Source organism: Bacillus sp. BC05(2025) (assembly GCF_056725905.1).
In genome coordinates this window covers 247,871-264,207 of the sequence record NZ_JBWYRA010000002.1, presented here as the reverse complement: position 1 = coordinate 264,207, position 16,337 = coordinate 247,871, and the positions used below count along the sequence as shown (strand labels likewise).

The window sequence follows — 16,337 nt, the reverse complement described above, 5'->3', positions numbered from 1 at the left end:
AATTCGCCTCTTTTTTGTATGAAAAACAAAATGAAATTTTAAATAGTACATATCTCCATCTATCCTTGCTAGTTATTACTCGTTAAGTATAATATTCGTACTGCCATAGGATTCGGAATCGTATGTGACGATTATTTTACCTTTACTAATAGGTTCATAAGGTAATTCTTCTTCGTAATCACCGTTATTCTCATTGTGGATAGAAAGTGTAATTTCATCAATGTCTTTATTTGTATATTGATCTTTAATCGTTTCAGCAATTTGAAGTAATGCTTCAGAACTAGAAGCTTTCGTGATAAGCATTCCTTTTATAACTTTTTTTTTATTATTTGTGGCATTGGAATAAGGGATGTTGCTTTGTTTTGTATACAAAAGTTTGTATGGAACAGTTTTTCTCTCTGCTTTTGATATAGTGGAATATTTTAGAGTTAAAAAAAATCCTACACATAAAATAATGCATACCATAAGAGCAAACCAAATGCGTATTAGTGACATAACTCTCATTTTCATCCCTCTTTCATATCGTAGACTTCACTATTTATCATACAAAATGAGGATTAAGATAGAGTAAATTTGAGGTAAAGAAACGTAAAGAAGGAGCACTTATCCTCCCAAATAAGTGCTCCTTTCTATATAAAGAGAGATTTAATGCACGGTTAATCGATAAATATACTTATTGAGTGAAGATTAGTAAATTCGGAATATAGATAGTGTTGCAGTTGTATCACCTGTGTTAGGAATAGAAATAGTGTTTGCCGTAGGCTGTATAGCAATCGTTGTACCGGCTTGTAAAGTAACGATTGTAGAGAACGAAACAGCACTACCGATAACAATAGTTGAGAAATTACGAGTAGGTGGTTGACCATTGAATGAAATACCGAATCCAAATGGTGAAGATCCTGGGAAAGTTGTAGACGCTGAGAAACTAATATCATATACGCCTGTTTCTAAAATTGTTAGAGTATCTGAAGTATCGTTGAAAGAGATGTTAGTTAATTCAAAAACTTGATTAAATTGGAGGTTTGTTCCAGGAGATATAGTTTGTGGATTTGAGTTTCCAATTGCAGCGATAGTTACAGGAATTGGAGTACCCGCTGGTCCTTGAGCACCAGTAGCACCTGTTGCGCCCGCTGGTCCTTGAGCACCAGTAGCACCTGTTGCGCCCGCCGGTCCTTGAGCACCAGTAGCACCTGTTGCTCCTCCGCCTCCAAGGCAACCTGATCCGTATTGAACTAGGATAGTTTGGATCTCTGTAATGAGTTTAACTAATTTGTCAATCGTACAACAATCTACTTTGAATAACTTAGCGATATACAATAAATAATTAAGCAGGCTTTGTAGCTCAACGTACAATGCTCCGCATGAGAAAGGTGTTGTTCTTAAAATAGTTAATAGATTAGCAATAATAGAATTTCCAATTTGTTTTTGTGCTGGAGATAAATCTAAGCAATTAAGAAATTTTTGTAGGTTATTTAAGGCAGCGATTAAGTTATCGATATTATTTTGAGAAGGGTTTTGAAAGACAGCTTGAATAGCTTGACCAAGAGCTTGAAGAAATCTAACGAATTCTGTAAGTTCGGACTTAGAAATGTTAATATGACTACAAGCTCTGACTTCGCAACAATCATTACCATAAAATACTTTTCCTTTATTTTTATTGTTCATCTGTTCATTCCTTTCTTTCATAGAATCAATAGTCATTACTATATATTAAAATGAAATTTATACTAAATTTGTGATGGACAAACTACTATTTCTAAAAAAATAAGAAATTGACCTAACTAGCAAAAGATAAGTAAGGTATAGGGAAGGTTTTGTATAATGTAAAGAAGAAAAGTGCAACATAAAAAACTGCATGCCAATTGTTGAGAGTGCTGAACAATTGGCATGCAGTTCGTGGGTTGATCCTTTATTTATATTGATTTAATTTTTCAAGGGCTGTTTTAGGTAAGATTGGAATTGAAATAGTGAAAGTTGTACCATCTTCATTACTAGTCATTTTTAATGTACCGTTATGATTTTGGATGATTTTCTTCGTTACTGACAAGCCCAGCCCTGTACCTGAATCTTTTGTTGAGAAGAACGGATCAAAGATATATTCTTGAATGGCTGGAGGAATACCAATCCCATTATCAGCGAAAGTAATACGAGCAAAGTTATCTAGGCGATAACTAGTGATTTGGATAGAAAGTTTTTTTTCACCTTGCGCATCGACAGCGTTTTGAAATAGGTTTAAAAAAACTTGCACAAGTTCGTGACGATCGATATGGACTAATACATCATCTAATTCGGTAGAAAAATTATAATCAATTGAAATGTTATGTAAAAAGACTTCACTAGCTAGTAACTGTTGAATATACTCACGTAAGAATGTATTAATGGGAAAGGGTTCTCTTGTAAATTCACGTGTTTTTGAAATAGATAAAAATTTTGTAATAATACTATTTGCGCGATCTAATTCAGGAATGAGTAAGTTTTTAAATAGTTCTTTATTAGATGGAGAAACACTTTCTTGTAAAAATTGTAAATAACCTCGTACGGTTGTAAGAGGATTACGTACTTCATGTGCAATACCAGCTGCGATTCGCCCTGCTAACGAAAATTTTTCTGCATCACGTTCTGAGTTTAAATAATGAAAGACGCTAATAACTCTAAAAATCTCTCCGTTATAATCACGAATAATTCGGTTGTTTAAAATGCCATAGTTTTTGTCTAAAACTTCTTCATTATATATTTCTGTGCCAGTTCTTAATGTTTCAAGAGCTTTAATTTTCTCTTCTGGCAATTTTAGTAGTTGTTGAATTGGCTTTCCGATTATATCATTTCGTACTACACCAAAATCATCTGCGGCAATTTGATTACATAAAGTTATATTTCCTTTATTATCAACAAAGGTTACATGATGTGAAAAAGCATCAAAAATATGAATAAAGTATGTTTCAAGTTGTTCAAATAAAAATAATGAATCGCAAGTAAGCTGAAAATCAGCCTCTTTATTTTCTTTTCGTATGTCTTGAATGGAATGAGTCGTTCTCGTTTTCTTTATTTGTAAACCAATATGTGGATTTTTGTATGTGAAATGATGTGGTAATTGATTCACAAGTTCTTCATAAAAACGTACTTTATTTTCTAGTTCTTCTATTCGTTTTTCATGAGATACAATATCATCGTTTGGAAGCATAAATAAATAACCCCTCAATTTAAAAATTCTTCCATCTAGTATATCATATTTTTATACGGATACTCTGAAAGAAGAGCTACTTAATGAAATTGATTAGTCGAAGTGTTCAAGAAGTGAGTAGAATGAATAGAAGGTGAAGTGAAAAAGGGAGGGATATATTTGCTTTTCATTGGAGTGACAGGATGGGGAGATCATGATTCTTTATATATAGATCCCTATGAAAGTAGAAATAAATTACGAACATATGGTGAGCATTTTCCTATTGTAGAAGTGGATAGTTCATTTTATGCGATGCAACCTGCACGAAACTATACAAAATGGGTAATGGAGACACCGAAAGATTTTTCTTTTATCGTAAAAGCATATCAAGGGATGACGGGGCATATGAAAGGTGAAATTCCTTTTTCTACGTTAGACGAAATGTTTGATGTATATAAACAATCCATTCTTCCTTTAATAGAAGCTGGTAAATTAAAAACGATTTTATTTCAATATCCACCATGGTTTGATTGTAAAAAGAAAAATGTAGATTTTCTTCGATATACGAAAGAAAAAATGGAAGGTTTGCCATGTGCTATAGAATTTCGGAATCAAACATGGTTTTATCCGGAAATGAGAGATAAGACGCTACAGTTTTTGGAACAAGAGAAATGGATTCATACTATTTGTGATGAGCCACAGGCCGGGATAGGTTCGGTACCGCTCGTATTAGAAGTAACAAATGCAGAGATGGTGTTAATACGTTTTCATGGCCGAAATGTTCATGGGTGGCTTGATAAAGGAGAAAATTGGAGGGCGGTTCGTTGTTTATATCGCTACAACAATAAAGAGTTAGAAGAATGGGTAGAAAGACTAGAGCAATTAAAAAAGAAGGCAAAGGACATATATGTACTATTTAACAATAATTCGGGCGGAGATGCAGCGGATAATGCGAAACAGCTTATGAAAATGATGAACATTACATATGGTGAGCCGAAACCCGAACAATTAAATTTGTTTGAATGATAATAAACAAGAAAGGCACTGTACAAACAGGGGGAATGTACAGTGCCTTTCTATATGAAAAAGAGGGGTAACAATGTTACTGAGCGTTTGGTTGATTCATCAATTGTTGGCTTCGTAATAAATGATAATGGTTATCATTATCATTGTCAATGGTTTTCCGAAAAATAAATAAAAAACTTTTTATGAGAGATTAAAAGTGGGTAGATTTCTAAAAAAAGTGTGGCTGACGTAAAGAAGTTTTTTAGGAAATTTAGTAGACAACTGATAACGTATCAAAAAAGAACAGCAATTAATGCTGTTCTTTTCCAGTGACGAATTGTTGTAAATCAAAAGGAGTTATCGCTTGGATAAATTCTTTTGAGATAAGTGTTTGAACAAGAGTGCTCTCAGAAATGGAAGCACCTGTTTTCTTTTCATAAGCTTGTTTTAATAAATCAAGTTTTTCAGCCGTTTCTTTCGGTAATTCAATTGTTAATGTGTTCATAATTTCTCCCCCTTACTATTAGAGTACCACTACAATATAGGAGAGACAAGGAAAGAGAATGTGAAACATAAAAAAGGTTACCATTTATAAATGGTAACCTTTTTTATGTATAAGAGCTATTAAGCAATACCGATATACTTTAAAGTTTTTGATGGAGTACTATGATCAAAGAAGTGTTGTAAAAATGCGATATCAACACCTGATTTGTATGCACAATATCCCCAAGTTTTTCGAAGTGTATGTGAGCTAATCCCTTCTAATCCAACTTCTTTTGCAGCTTTGTTTAAAATGTACCATGCATGTTGTCTCGTAATAGATTTTGTTCCTTTTTGAGACTTTAATAATGGTTCATTACGTTTCCAAGTTTTACGTTCTTTCATGTAGTCTTCGATCGCGTGCTGTAAGTCCTCATTTACAGCAAACCATTTATGTTTCTTTACTTTTTCATTGTAAAATAAAATGGAATGGCGAACATTTTCATTTTCATCGATTACATCACTAACTTTTAATTGTAAGATTTCACTTACTTTTAAGCCAGAATTCACAGCTAATACGAATAATAAGCCATCACGTTTCGAAGATTGTAAAAGTATATTTTTGATAGTTTCTAATTGTTTTTCATTTTGAATTGGTTGTCCTGCTTGTTTCATTTCACGCACTCTCCTCTTTTATATGTGTAAAGGAAAGGATTAACTTGTTTCTTACTATAAAGGGAGAGTGTGAATTTCATGTGAACTCCTAGTGAAATTAAGACAAATTATTTGACTTCTTTTACTTTTTGTAAATTAAAGTAGAATACAACACTATTCGTTGTGTTATATACACCGTACTCGGCATGGTGGAGGTTTAAGATGTTTTTTACAATAGATAATCCGAGACCAGTACCACCAGTATGACGGCTACGAGATGCATCTAAACGGTAGAAACGATCCCAAATTTTTTCAAGGCTTTCTTCTGGGATAGGGTTTCCTGTGTTTTCGATTTGTACTTTTATTGTATCTTCCATTTCTATAACAGAAACTTGTATTTTTTCTCCATCTGGCGTATAGCGAATTGCATTGCTAAGTAAGTTCACAACGACTTGCTCAATACGACTACGGTTCGCTTGAACAAATATAGAAGAGTCTCCATCTATGTTCACTTGTAAATGCTTTTCTTCCATGCTAAATAATAACTTTGTATAGACTTGTTGAATTAATTCACCGATCGAGAATGTCGTCATATCTAGTTTGTACGTACCTGACTCTAATTTTGCTAATTCTAACATTTCAACAATAAGTCTGTTCATGTTTTCGGTTTCTTCTAAAATAACATCTGTGTAATACGTCGTATCTTTACTAACGCCATCTTTAATTCCTTCTGCGAAACTTCTAATTACACTAAGTGGTGTTTTTAATTCGTGCGATACACCAGAAATGAATTCTTTTCGCGTTTTCTCTAATTGACGTTCACGTTCAATATCTTGTTGTAATTTTGTATTGGCAACATTTAATCGATCGATTCGGTCTTTTAAGTTTACAGATAACGTATTAATACTACCGGAAAGCCCGCCAATCTCATCGTCTGCTGTTACAGGTAACTTCTCGCTAAAATCAAAATTGGCCATTTTCTTTGTAACGCGATTCATTTTAATTAATGGCTTCACAATGATTTTTGAGTAGTAGAAGGATAATAAAATAATTACGAGAAATACGATGATTAAGGCATAGACATAATAATCCTTTAAAACGAGCATCGCTTCATTAACAGGTTGTAAAGATGCTATCGCAAAAGCGTATTCTGTAATTTTTCCATTTTCCACAATAGGTTTTACAAAGATGCTATTTTTTATATTCTCTCCACCATCTATTATATAAGTGTTCAATTGGTGCGGGTTAGCAGTGCCATTTCTAATAATGTCTGCAAAATATTGAACGGCTTGTAATGTTTCAAAATCATTTGCAAGGCGAACCTCGGCTTTTGACGGAAGCTGTAATTTAGATACAATACCAGTAAACTCAATTTGAGTCACAGTTTTGGATCGGCTTGTAAGTCTATTTTTAGTAGAATTGCCATTAATGGATTGAAAATCTGAATTGAAACGTTCGTTTTGCCATCGATTATAATTTGTTGTCAATTCTAGTGGGGTTATTGTTTTCCCTCGTAGCAAACCGACGACGTTTATCATGCCATCTTTTTTCAATCCTAAGTTTTCAAATTTCTTATATTCTTCGGGCGTTAAAAGATTATTGAGTGGAATGAAATATGTTTCATTATCTTTAGGATTAATGACATCAATGTAGTAATTGTTATCACTTTTAATAATGCCCTCAGAATTTAAAAATTGCATATCAGCATTTGTTTTATCATGAAATTCTTGTTTTAGTTTTCTAATTTCCTCAGGATCTTTATCACTTTTTTCATAATTAGCTACGAATTTTTCAAAAGCTGTTTGGACGTTTTTTACTTTTTTATTAATATAAAATTTCTCTAAAAATAGAGATTGTCCTAAGAAAAAAAGGAGGAATATAATTGTAAATAATGTTGATGTTAATAAAAATAGTTTAAAGACGATACTTCTGTTTTTCACTGCGTCACCTCTTGTGAGAAATACTGTAAATGATTTCTTAATTATAACAAACGTTATAAAAAAGTAGAGGAGAAAATCTGTCTCTTCTCAAAGTAGTTTTTAATAAAAAGTCACATAAAAAGAACTCGACAGACGTATGACGAGTTCTTTAATGTACTATTGTTGAATTGCTGCATCTAAAGCGATTTCAATCATTTCGTTAAATGTAGTTTGACGCTCTTCAGATGTTGTTTCTTCACCAGTAAAGATGTGATCGCTTACTGTTAAGACAGATAATGCATTTACACCGTATTTCGCTGCTAAAGTATAAAGAGCAGTTGTTTCCATTTCTACTGCTAGTACACCGTAATCTCCAAGTTTTTTTACCACGTCCATGCTTTCACGATAAAATACATCTGCTGTTAAAACATTACCAACACGAACGTGTAAGCCTTTTTCAGTTCCAGCATCGTAAGCTTTCTTTAAAAGGTCAAAGTTTGCAGCTGGTGCAAAATCAAAACCTGGGAATGTTAAACGGTTCATATTAGAATCCGTACAAGCTGTCATTGCAATAATAACGTCACGTACTTTTACGTCTTTTTGAATCGCACCGCAAGTTCCAACGCGAATTAAATTTTTAACTCCGTAGCTTTGGATTAATTCGTTTACATAAATAGAAATAGAAGGGACACCCATACCTGTACCTTGAACAGATACGCGTTTTCCTTTATAAGTTCCAGTGAAACCTAACATCCCACGCACGTTATTATAGCAAGTAACGTCCTCTAGAAATGTTTCCGCAATATATTTTGCACGTAATGGATCACCAGGTAATAGAATAGATTCAGCAATTTCGCCTTGTTTTGCCTCAATATGTACACTCATGAAAAAGTCCTCCTTATAATGTATTGATAGAAATCAATATCATTTGCATTATACACTACGAATCCTTTCAATTAAAATCTTTTTATTATTTGTAATATGTGCAAAGCAGGAGGATTTCATAAATCATAATCTAGAATATATATGTAAGAAGTTTTGTATGAATAGAGACAATAAAAATGGTAGGTGATGTTTTGAAAAATCTTGTCATTGGACTTGTTGCTTTGCTATTTATTGTAGTAGGTGGATTTTACATAAAAAAGTATCAGGAAACTACAGAGACTGTAGGTGATGTTCAGGAAGTAAAATGGGATGTGTCATATGGAAAAGGAAATGAGAAAGTAGATATTTCATTTCAATTACTAAATAATAAAAATAACGAAGTTCGTGGTGTGAATGATCAAATGCGGGCGGTTGTTGTAGACGGACAATTAAAGCATGTACAGCAAATGAAACCTACATTTGCTGGGAATGGATCATATAAGGTTTCTTCCAAAATAGAGAAAGATGAAAGATATACAATATTTTTATATGAAGACAAAAACAAATCAGTGAAATCATTTGCGAAGAAAGATTTTGGGAGAGAAGTAGAGGAGAAAAATAAGAAAAAAGCCAAATTTCCAATCGATAGTGTGCTTACAAAAAAAATAGGGGAGTATGAAGTTTCTCTTTTATTTGGTGCATTGCATCCAGATGAACCAGCGACGCTAACATTTCAATTTCAAGCGAAAAAGGGTGAGAAATTGAAATTACATTCAGAAAGAGGAGAAGTGGAGGCGCTCTATATTGTGGATGACACGAGAGAAAACTTTTTATACGCCATGCCTGTTGATACAGATGGGCAATTACAATATCGCATTACATTTCCTGTAGAAGGGACGTATAAAATATGGGGAGACTTCTATATAAATGGTAAGAAATATGAAAAAGAATTTATTGTACAAGTTCAAAAAAGAAAAAACAGCTAACTGTTTAGCTGTTTTTTCTTTTTCCTATTAATTTTGTTACAGAGAGCATTGTAATTGGTAAAGAATGATTCTTTCTAAATGCTAAATATTTACCGCTCCATGCTGGTTTATATTTTTCTTTAAAATGTCGTAACCCGCTGAAACTATACGTATAACGAACATTATTAAAGATAGCAGCAGCAACTCGTTCAGACCAGAAAGACTGTGTCGATAAACCTACATTTGAAAGTGGTGCCATACCAATATTAAAGGAATGGTATTCATTTTCTTTTGCCCACTGGAATAGGTGGATGAAAATTGCATCCATAATGCCGCTAGGTGCATCTGGATAATAGCGCATTAAATCAACAGACAATGATCCGTCTTGATATACGGGCATAAAGGTTGTAAATGCAATGATTTTTCCATCTGCATCAGATAATGTAGCGACAGGTGCTCGGCTAATATACTCACGATCAAAGTATCCGAGTGAAAAACTTTTCTCTTTTTTTCCGCCGAGCCACGCATCTGAAACTTTTCTTAACTCTTCAAATAATTCGTTTGAGAACGGTGGCTGATGAATAGAGAATGTATAGCCTTCTCGTTCAAAACGGTTGAAAGTCGCTCGCATACCGGCACGTTTTTTTCCTGTTATTGTAAATGTGTTCAAGTCAACGACAGCTTCTTCACCGAGCTTAAAGAAGTTGTAACCGAAATCATGATATAAACTCATCCATTTACTTTCGATTTGGTAGAATACGCAAATGTATCCAAATCGATCAGCCTCAGCTAAAAACTCTTGTAACACAGTACGGTAGGAGGAAGGATTCCCAATTGGATCACCTAGCACAACAAGACGTTTTCCAGTTATAGAGAAGAGAAGGAGCGCTTTCCCATCACTACTGAAGAAGAATTGTTTATCTCCTAAAAATCCTAAATGACTAAGTACATTTCCGTTATGTTCATCTAAAAAGTTTTGCAATCTTTTATCATTAGCTGGTTGCCCGGGAAATTCATTTCGATAACGATTGGCAATGAGTGAGCCAATCAGTAAAAATGTAGGAACGAAAAAGGCCGCTGCTAATGCACTTCGTTTCACTTGCGTAATATTACGAACAACAAAATCAGGTTTAAAAGCTTCTTTTGCACCTGCAAATAAAATACCTAAGTTTTTATATAAATATAAAGTTACAAGTAAAAATATAAAAACTTTTACCATATCAGAAAGTGAGACTTCCATTTTCTCGCGTACAAATCTTTTACGAAGCATATATAATACAGCGAGTACAATTAATAAAATAAACGTTTCTTCAATATCAATCCCTTTTAGCGTATTAAAGATGGCGGCTCCGATTAAGGAAATAATCGTCATATAGTAAGAACGCTTTGTTCCATAATATATGCCTCGTGAAAGGATCAGGAGGAGAATACCAAATGTTAGTGATAAGCTAAAAGAAAATTGAATAAGATGTTTTGGAGCTAGAATATGTAAGGCGTGTGCTCTGTTTATACTTGTCGGTAGAATGGTCGATAAAATAACCATTAGTCCAGCAAATACTGTTAGAGCAGCAGAGGCCCATGAACCTAGTTTCCCTAGAAAATCACGTTGCAAAGTCCATATAACACCAGTTGTTTCTAATGCAGGCGCGATAAAAGGTTTATCTTCAAACTTTTTAATGGCCACGCCTGTCATTTCAAAAGCTGCAAAAATAAGGCCAAGGCAGAAAGGTAAAATGTAATAGACGAGGCGATATAATAACATAGCAGGTAGTAATACGCCTGTATCGATGCCATACTGTCCGAGCCCAGTTAAAAAGACGAGATCAAATGAACCAAGTCCTCCAGGTACAAGACTAACAACACCAGCTAAAGCAGCAATTACATACACACCTAAAAACTTTTGAAATTCGATATCAATGCCAAATAATATTAGTATGACGTACATAACAATACCGGCAGATACCCACTCAACTAATGAAACTAATGAGTATAAAACAGTTGGATTTTTCTCTTCTTCTCCTTCTTCTTGACCTTCGGTTTGCTTTGGTTTTCTATTTTTCAGTTTAGAAAAGCCAATGTATATAGGGACGAAAAGGGCGAAGAAGATAAGAACAGGCCATAGCCACGGTTTTTCATGCAAAATAAAACTTGTGTCTAATATTCCAATAAGACCGAGGAAAGAAAGAATTGCTAGTCCGTTAATAAAAGCAGTTGTCATCCAGGCGATACTTTTAATAAGTTTACCATTTTCTTTTATGTATGGACGATAAAGCATTGTACGTACACCAGCTCCAACGAGACCACCAAATCCAATGAACCCATTTAAAGTATTAGCAATCCATGAGATGCGAAAAATCTTTTGGACGGGTATATCAGCTTTTACATAACGAAGCATAACATAGTCATAAAAGAACATCGTTGATACGGCAAATGCACCAAGTGTAATTGCTAAAAAGACTCCTCCGGTTGGAATGTTTTTAATTGTATTGATTGCTTCTAAAAAAGAAATGCCTGCTAATTCTTTTTTTGCTTGAAAGAATACAATTGTTAATACAACAAATGGGAAGATAATTTTCCCGATTTGTAAGAAACGTTTCCATGAAAACGACATAAATACAACTCTCCTTGTATAAGAAAACTGAGACAATAATATTATTATGACAAACTTCAAGAAAAATAAAAAGGTAAATTCCTGTATAAGGAAGCTATTTTTTATGATGGTTATATTTAAAAGAGTATTTCGTTTGTCAGAAAATTAAGTTAAAATGAATTGAAGAAGGAAGAGAGGGGAAGTAGATGATTATAATAGGTTATGCGGGATATGAGTTAGAGAAAGCAAAGCCTAATACATCAGAAGATTTTTTTAATAGATCTGAAGTGACATATATATTAAATGATAAAGAAAGAACCTTTTCCGTTTTATATGTACGGTATTTTGAAGAAGTTTTACAAGAAATTACTCCTTTTGAAGGAAATCCGGTATATAAAGTAGAAGAACAAGACATATATTTACGGGATATTGTAGCGATATGTTGTTTACTGAAAGAGAATGAACTTCGCATGCAAAAACGTTTGTATTTAAATAATATAGAAGAATTCCAACAATATTTTGATGCGGGAACAGTGGTGAAAGTACAAGAAATATTGGCTGAATTACATAAAAATAAAAGAGTAGAAATAGCGTGAAATGGCAAAGGAGAGGGAAAAAATGTCTAATCTAATGGTTGAAAATCAAACAGAACAAGTTTCTATGTTTTTAGAAGATGTTATTCATTTGATAACCAATTATGTAAATTATCATACGTTGCCTTCTTTATTAGAAGAGACACCAGCAGGGAATGAACAATATTATAAAGGGTTATTAGCGTCAATAAGACGTCTTCTCGTTTTTTGTGAAGAAGGACATGATGCATGTTTTGTTTTGTTAAATAGCCAGCCATTTCGAAAAACAGCAGCTGAAAAAATTCTATATAAAATTTATCATCAAGTAATTGCAGAGTTTTTTTCACCAAAGAGTGATTATTGGTATGAAAATAGTCGATCTGCTTATACAGGGAAAAACTCCATCGTTTTTCAACAAACGCCACCTGCATCTATAGAGCAAGTGATGAAGAGTTTAGAAGGTAAATTTCAATTGATGCGTGAAGAACTAGAGTATTATGAGACGGATTATCAAACAAAGATGTTACACAAATATTAATGGCGGAAAAGAAGCTAAGGGGACTTAGCTTCTTTTCCTTTTGTACAGTTATATAAGGGATTTCCTTTGAATATATTTAAGGGGATAGCATTAAGGAGGTGTAACATGAGTCAGCAAGGTGTATTTACAGATTACTTTCATGAAGTAGAAAACTGGTGTGAAAGTGTTCTTCACGTATTAGATAGCCGTGCAATGGAAGTGTATGATGTCCATATGCTTGCTTATAAAATCCAAACGTTATTAGACCGTATGAAAGAGCATGAGTATGATACAGATGCAGAGTTTATGTATGAAATAAGTGATGATGTAGAGCATATTCAGCATCATTTGCAGGAAGTGTTCGTACAGGGAGAAGAGGAGTACGAACTATATGAAAGAGGGGAAAGTGAACGAGCTGTTCCCATTGGAGGACACACACTTCCACCATTACCTTATCCGTATAATGCGTTAGAACCGTATATTTCTAGAGAAATTATGATGTTACACCATGATAAACATCATCGCAGTTATGTGGAGGGATTAAATAAGGCAGAAAAGATGATGGAAGAAGCGAGAAAAACAAATCAATTTGATCTAATTAAGCATTGGGAAAGAGAAGCGGCTTTTCATGGATCAGGTCATTACTTACACACGATATTTTGGAATAACATGAAAAAAGGTGGTGGCGGAAGTCCAAGAGGGGCTCTTTCACAACAAATCGAACAAGATTTTGGGAGTTTTTTACGCTTTCAAAAACATTTCACAGAAGCAGCTTCTAAAGTGGAAGGATCAGGATGGGCGATTCTCGTTTGGGTGCCACGATCTGGAAGGTTAGAAATTTTACAGAGTACACTTCATCAATTATTTACACAATGGGATACGATACCGCTCCTTGTACTAGACGTGTGGGAACATGCGTATTATTTACAATACCAAAATCGCAAAGATGAATATATTAAAAACTGGTGGAATGTTGTCAATTGGCCTGATGTAGAAAAAAGATTTGAAAGTGCGAAACAAATTGAATGGACACCGTATTAGACGCAGATTCTCTGCGTCTTTTTTATCCCGCATTTAACGGGCAGTAAGACCCCACCTCAAAATTCAGCGAAAGCAAAGAAGTTAGGTGGGGGTCGGGCTGCCCGTAAAAGCCCGATTGGTGAGCGCTGATAATCAGTGGGGGATGAACCAATCCCCTTCCAATAAAGTTTCACTTTATTGGAAGGGGAGGGATATTTCGTTCATATTTTAAAAGGCCAAGCATACACTTGTACAAAAAGTGCCAAAAGGACGTGGGGGGAAATATGAGACGAATTTGTGTAATAATTATGCTTCTTATTATGCATGCAAGCGTTATGCCAATTCCTACATATGCAAAGATGAACAGTAATGTCAGTGCTCGAAATGCTGTATTAATGGAGCAACAATCAGGTCGTGTATTATACGGAAAAGCAGAACATGAGCCACAAAAAATTGCTAGTATAACAAAAATTATGACAGCCTTGTTAGCTGCTGAATCAGGCAAAATGAAAGAAATGGTATCGGTTAGTAATGAAGCAGTGAGAGTAGAAGGTTCAGCAATTTATTTAAAGCCTGGACAGAAGGTGAAGTTAGAGGATTTAGTATATGGGCTCATGCTTAGATCTGGTAATGATGCAGCACAAGTAATTGCTGAAAATGTAGGAGGGAGTATAGAAGGGTTCGTATATTTAATGAATGAAAAGGCGAAACAAATTGGAATGAAAGATACGCACTTTTCAAACCCACATGGCTTGGATGGAGATGGATCTCATTATTCGTCTGCTTATGATATGGCGCTATTAACGAAGTATGCGATGGGGAACGAAACCTTTAAGAAGATTTTTGGGACAAAAACGTATAAATCAGATTCTTGGGATTATCCGTGGAAAAATAAACATAAACTCGTGACGTCGTATTATGAATTTGCAACAGGAGGAAAAACAGGTTTTACGAAGAAAGCAGGACGGACGCTTGTTACAACAGCATCAAAAGATGGACTAGATCTAATTGTCGTAACTTTGAGCGCTTCTAGCGATTGGGACGATCACATGAATTTATTTGATAAAGGTTTTGAACGTTTCAAGCAAACAAACGTTGTAGGACAAGGGGCGCTTGCTGAAATAACGGAAAAGAAATATGCCAATCATGTATATACGAAAAACAGTTTTGCGGTGCCGTTAACGGAGCAGGAAAGAAAGCATGTCGTATTAAAAGTCGAACTCGATAAAAGTGCAAAACTTAAAGATGGAGTAAAGGTTGGGAAGACAGAAATTTATGTTGGTAATGAGAAAGTTGGAGAACGGAATTTATTTTATAGTAAACGAAAGTTAGTAGCTACAACGGGACTGTATTGGAATAATGTGAAAGAAATTTTTTCTCATATGATAGGTGTTGGGAGCGATGGTTAATCTCGTATGGGTAGCGATGGCAGTCATAGGGATTGTTTATGCCATGATAAATGGAACGATGGAAGCAATAAATAAAGCGGTATTTGACGGGGCAAAAGACGCAGTAACAATTTGTATAGGACTTATTAGTGTGTTAGTATTTTGGCTCGGTTTAATGAAAATTGCAGAGGAAGCAGGGTTGTTAAAAAAGTTAGTGGCACTTTTTATGCCGATAGTAAAAAGGCTGTTTCCAGAAATACCGAAAGATCATCCGTCAATGGGTTTTATTTTATCGAATATGATGGCGAACTTTTTTGGGTTAGGTAATGCAGCGACTCCTCTTGGTATTAAAGCAATGGAACAATTGAAAGAGTTAAATGGAGGAAAGGATTCGGCGAGCCGTTCCATGGTGACGTTTCTTGCGCTAAATACATCGGCGATTACTTTAATTCCTACAACCGTTATTTCTATTCGAATGACGTATGAATCAGCGAATCCTACTGAAATTGTTGGGGTAACATTCATTGCACAAGTACTCTCTATGATCGGAGCGATTTGGATTGACCGCTATTTTTACCGAAGAAGGAGTAGGAAGGGGCGGAAAAAATGAGCATTGTAAATACGATATCATTATGGGTAATCCCTTGTGTAATTGGTTTTATTCTGTTATATGGTACGATTAAGAAAGTGCCAACTTATGAATCATTCGTTGAGGGAGGAAAAGAAGGAATTCAAATTGCGATTTCCATTTTACCGTTTATGGTTGGGATGCTTGTATCTATTTCTATATTTCGAGCTTCAGGTGCATTGGATGCAATGATATCAGTAATGAAGCCGATGTTAGATTTAATTCACGTCCCAGCAGAAATTGTTCCGCTAGCACTTATACGCCCTATTTCAGGCTCTGCTGGTTTAAGTATAACGACCGATTTAATTGCCACATATGGGCCAGACTCGTTTATTGGAAGGTTAGCTTCTACGATGCAAGGAAGTACAGATACGACTTTTTATATTTTAACAGTATACTTCGGAGCTGTTGGAATTAGAAAAATGGGAGATGCATTAAAGGTGGGACTTTTTGCCGATTTGATCGGAATTATTTGTTCCATTGTGTTTGTTTCTTTAATGTTTAAGTAATACTATTCATTTTTTATGCTATTTCGCTTATAATACGTATACGACCACTATTAAGGTGTTGCTTAA

At 34.5% G+C, this 16,337-nt stretch carries 16 protein-coding genes; 8 read left to right on the top strand and 8 right to left on the bottom strand.

Going from position 1 to position 16,337, the window contains the following annotated elements:
• Positions 1-75 precede the first annotated feature (75 nt).
• The 3 genes from ACZ76X_RS07180 to ACZ76X_RS07170 all read right to left on the bottom strand — a co-directional run bounded on the left by ACZ76X_RS07180 (position 76) and on the right by ACZ76X_RS07170 (position 3,181).
• Positions 76-504 (bottom strand): hypothetical protein, encoded by a 429-nt coding sequence (locus ACZ76X_RS07180; RefSeq protein WP_479850039.1) that lies wholly within the window; start codon positions 502-504, stop codon positions 76-78.
• 183 nt (positions 505-687) lie between these two features.
• Positions 688-1,665, bottom strand: a complete 978-nt coding sequence (locus ACZ76X_RS07175) for a Gly-Xaa-Xaa repeat protein (protein ID WP_479850038.1) — start codon at positions 1,663-1,665, stop codon at positions 688-690.
• 244 nt (positions 1,666-1,909) lie between these two features.
• Positions 1,910-3,181 (bottom strand): ATP-binding protein, encoded by a 1,272-nt coding sequence (locus ACZ76X_RS07170; protein ID WP_479850037.1) that lies wholly within the window; start codon positions 3,179-3,181, stop codon positions 1,910-1,912.
• A gap of 159 nt (positions 3,182-3,340) precedes the next feature.
• Here ACZ76X_RS07170 and ACZ76X_RS07165 point away from each other — a divergent pair, with 159 nt between their 5' ends.
• Positions 3,341-4,186, top strand: a complete 846-nt coding sequence (locus ACZ76X_RS07165) for a DUF72 domain-containing protein (protein ID WP_479850036.1) — start codon at positions 3,341-3,343, stop codon at positions 4,184-4,186.
• Positions 4,187-4,475: 289 nt separating this feature from the next.
• On the opposite strand, the gene ACZ76X_RS07160 is transcribed toward ACZ76X_RS07165, so the two are convergent.
• The 4 genes from ACZ76X_RS07160 to deoD form a co-directional block, all read right to left on the bottom strand.
• Positions 4,476-4,670, bottom strand: coding sequence for a DUF3924 domain-containing protein (locus ACZ76X_RS07160; RefSeq protein WP_001094861.1), 195 nt, complete (start codon positions 4,668-4,670; stop codon positions 4,476-4,478).
• A gap of 119 nt (positions 4,671-4,789) precedes the next feature.
• The gene (locus tag ACZ76X_RS07155; RefSeq protein ID WP_000806236.1) at positions 4,790-5,320 is read right to left on the bottom strand and encodes a tyrosine-type recombinase/integrase; all 531 of its coding nucleotides are present in this window, start codon (positions 5,318-5,320) and stop codon (positions 4,790-4,792) included.
• Between the two features lie 107 nt (positions 5,321-5,427).
• Positions 5,428-7,239, bottom strand: a complete 1,812-nt coding sequence (locus ACZ76X_RS07150) for a sensor histidine kinase (RefSeq protein ID WP_479850035.1) — start codon at positions 7,237-7,239, stop codon at positions 5,428-5,430.
• Between the two features lie 156 nt (positions 7,240-7,395).
• Positions 7,396-8,103: a purine-nucleoside phosphorylase gene (gene deoD / locus ACZ76X_RS07145; protein ID WP_479850034.1), complete on the bottom strand. Its 708-nt coding sequence runs from the start codon at positions 8,101-8,103 to the stop codon at positions 7,396-7,398.
• Positions 8,104-8,279: 176 nt separating this feature from the next.
• On the opposite strand from deoD, the gene ACZ76X_RS07140 reads away from it, so the two are divergent.
• Positions 8,280-9,068, top strand: a complete 789-nt coding sequence (locus ACZ76X_RS07140; RefSeq protein WP_479850033.1) for a hypothetical protein — start codon at positions 8,280-8,282, stop codon at positions 9,066-9,068.
• Positions 9,069-9,072: 4 nt separating this feature from the next.
• Here ACZ76X_RS07140 and mprF read toward each other — a convergent pair whose 3' ends face one another.
• Positions 9,073-11,658 (bottom strand): bifunctional lysylphosphatidylglycerol flippase/synthetase MprF, encoded by a 2,586-nt coding sequence (gene mprF, locus ACZ76X_RS07135; RefSeq protein ID WP_479850032.1) that lies wholly within the window; start codon positions 11,656-11,658, stop codon positions 9,073-9,075.
• 185 nt (positions 11,659-11,843) lie between these two features.
• Between mprF and ACZ76X_RS07130 the strand changes: the two genes are divergently transcribed.
• The 6 genes from ACZ76X_RS07130 to spmB all read left to right on the top strand — a co-directional run bounded on the left by ACZ76X_RS07130 (position 11,844) and on the right by spmB (position 16,271).
• On the top strand, positions 11,844-12,233 hold the full coding sequence (locus ACZ76X_RS07130; RefSeq protein ID WP_098670398.1) for a hypothetical protein: 390 nt from the start codon (positions 11,844-11,846) through the stop codon (positions 12,231-12,233).
• Between the two features lie 22 nt (positions 12,234-12,255).
• Complete coding sequence (locus tag ACZ76X_RS07125; protein WP_098670397.1) at positions 12,256-12,747, top strand: YpuI family protein; 492 nt, start codon at positions 12,256-12,258, stop codon at positions 12,745-12,747.
• Positions 12,748-12,852: 105 nt separating this feature from the next.
• On the top strand, positions 12,853-13,767 hold the full coding sequence (locus tag ACZ76X_RS07120) for a superoxide dismutase (RefSeq protein WP_098670396.1): 915 nt from the start codon (positions 12,853-12,855) through the stop codon (positions 13,765-13,767).
• Between the two features lie 263 nt (positions 13,768-14,030).
• Positions 14,031-15,155, top strand: coding sequence for a D-alanyl-D-alanine carboxypeptidase DacB (gene dacB / locus ACZ76X_RS07115; protein ID WP_479850031.1), 1,125 nt, complete (start codon positions 14,031-14,033; stop codon positions 15,153-15,155).
• Positions 15,148-15,744, top strand: a complete 597-nt coding sequence (gene spmA, locus ACZ76X_RS07110; RefSeq protein ID WP_000247805.1) for a spore maturation protein SpmA — start codon at positions 15,148-15,150, stop codon at positions 15,742-15,744. The genes dacB and spmA overlap by 8 nt, the downstream gene beginning before the upstream one ends.
• Positions 15,741-16,271, top strand: coding sequence for a spore maturation protein SpmB (gene spmB, locus ACZ76X_RS07105; RefSeq protein ID WP_000029511.1), 531 nt, complete (start codon positions 15,741-15,743; stop codon positions 16,269-16,271). The genes spmA and spmB overlap by 4 nt, the downstream gene beginning before the upstream one ends.
• Positions 16,272-16,337 lie beyond the last annotated feature (66 nt).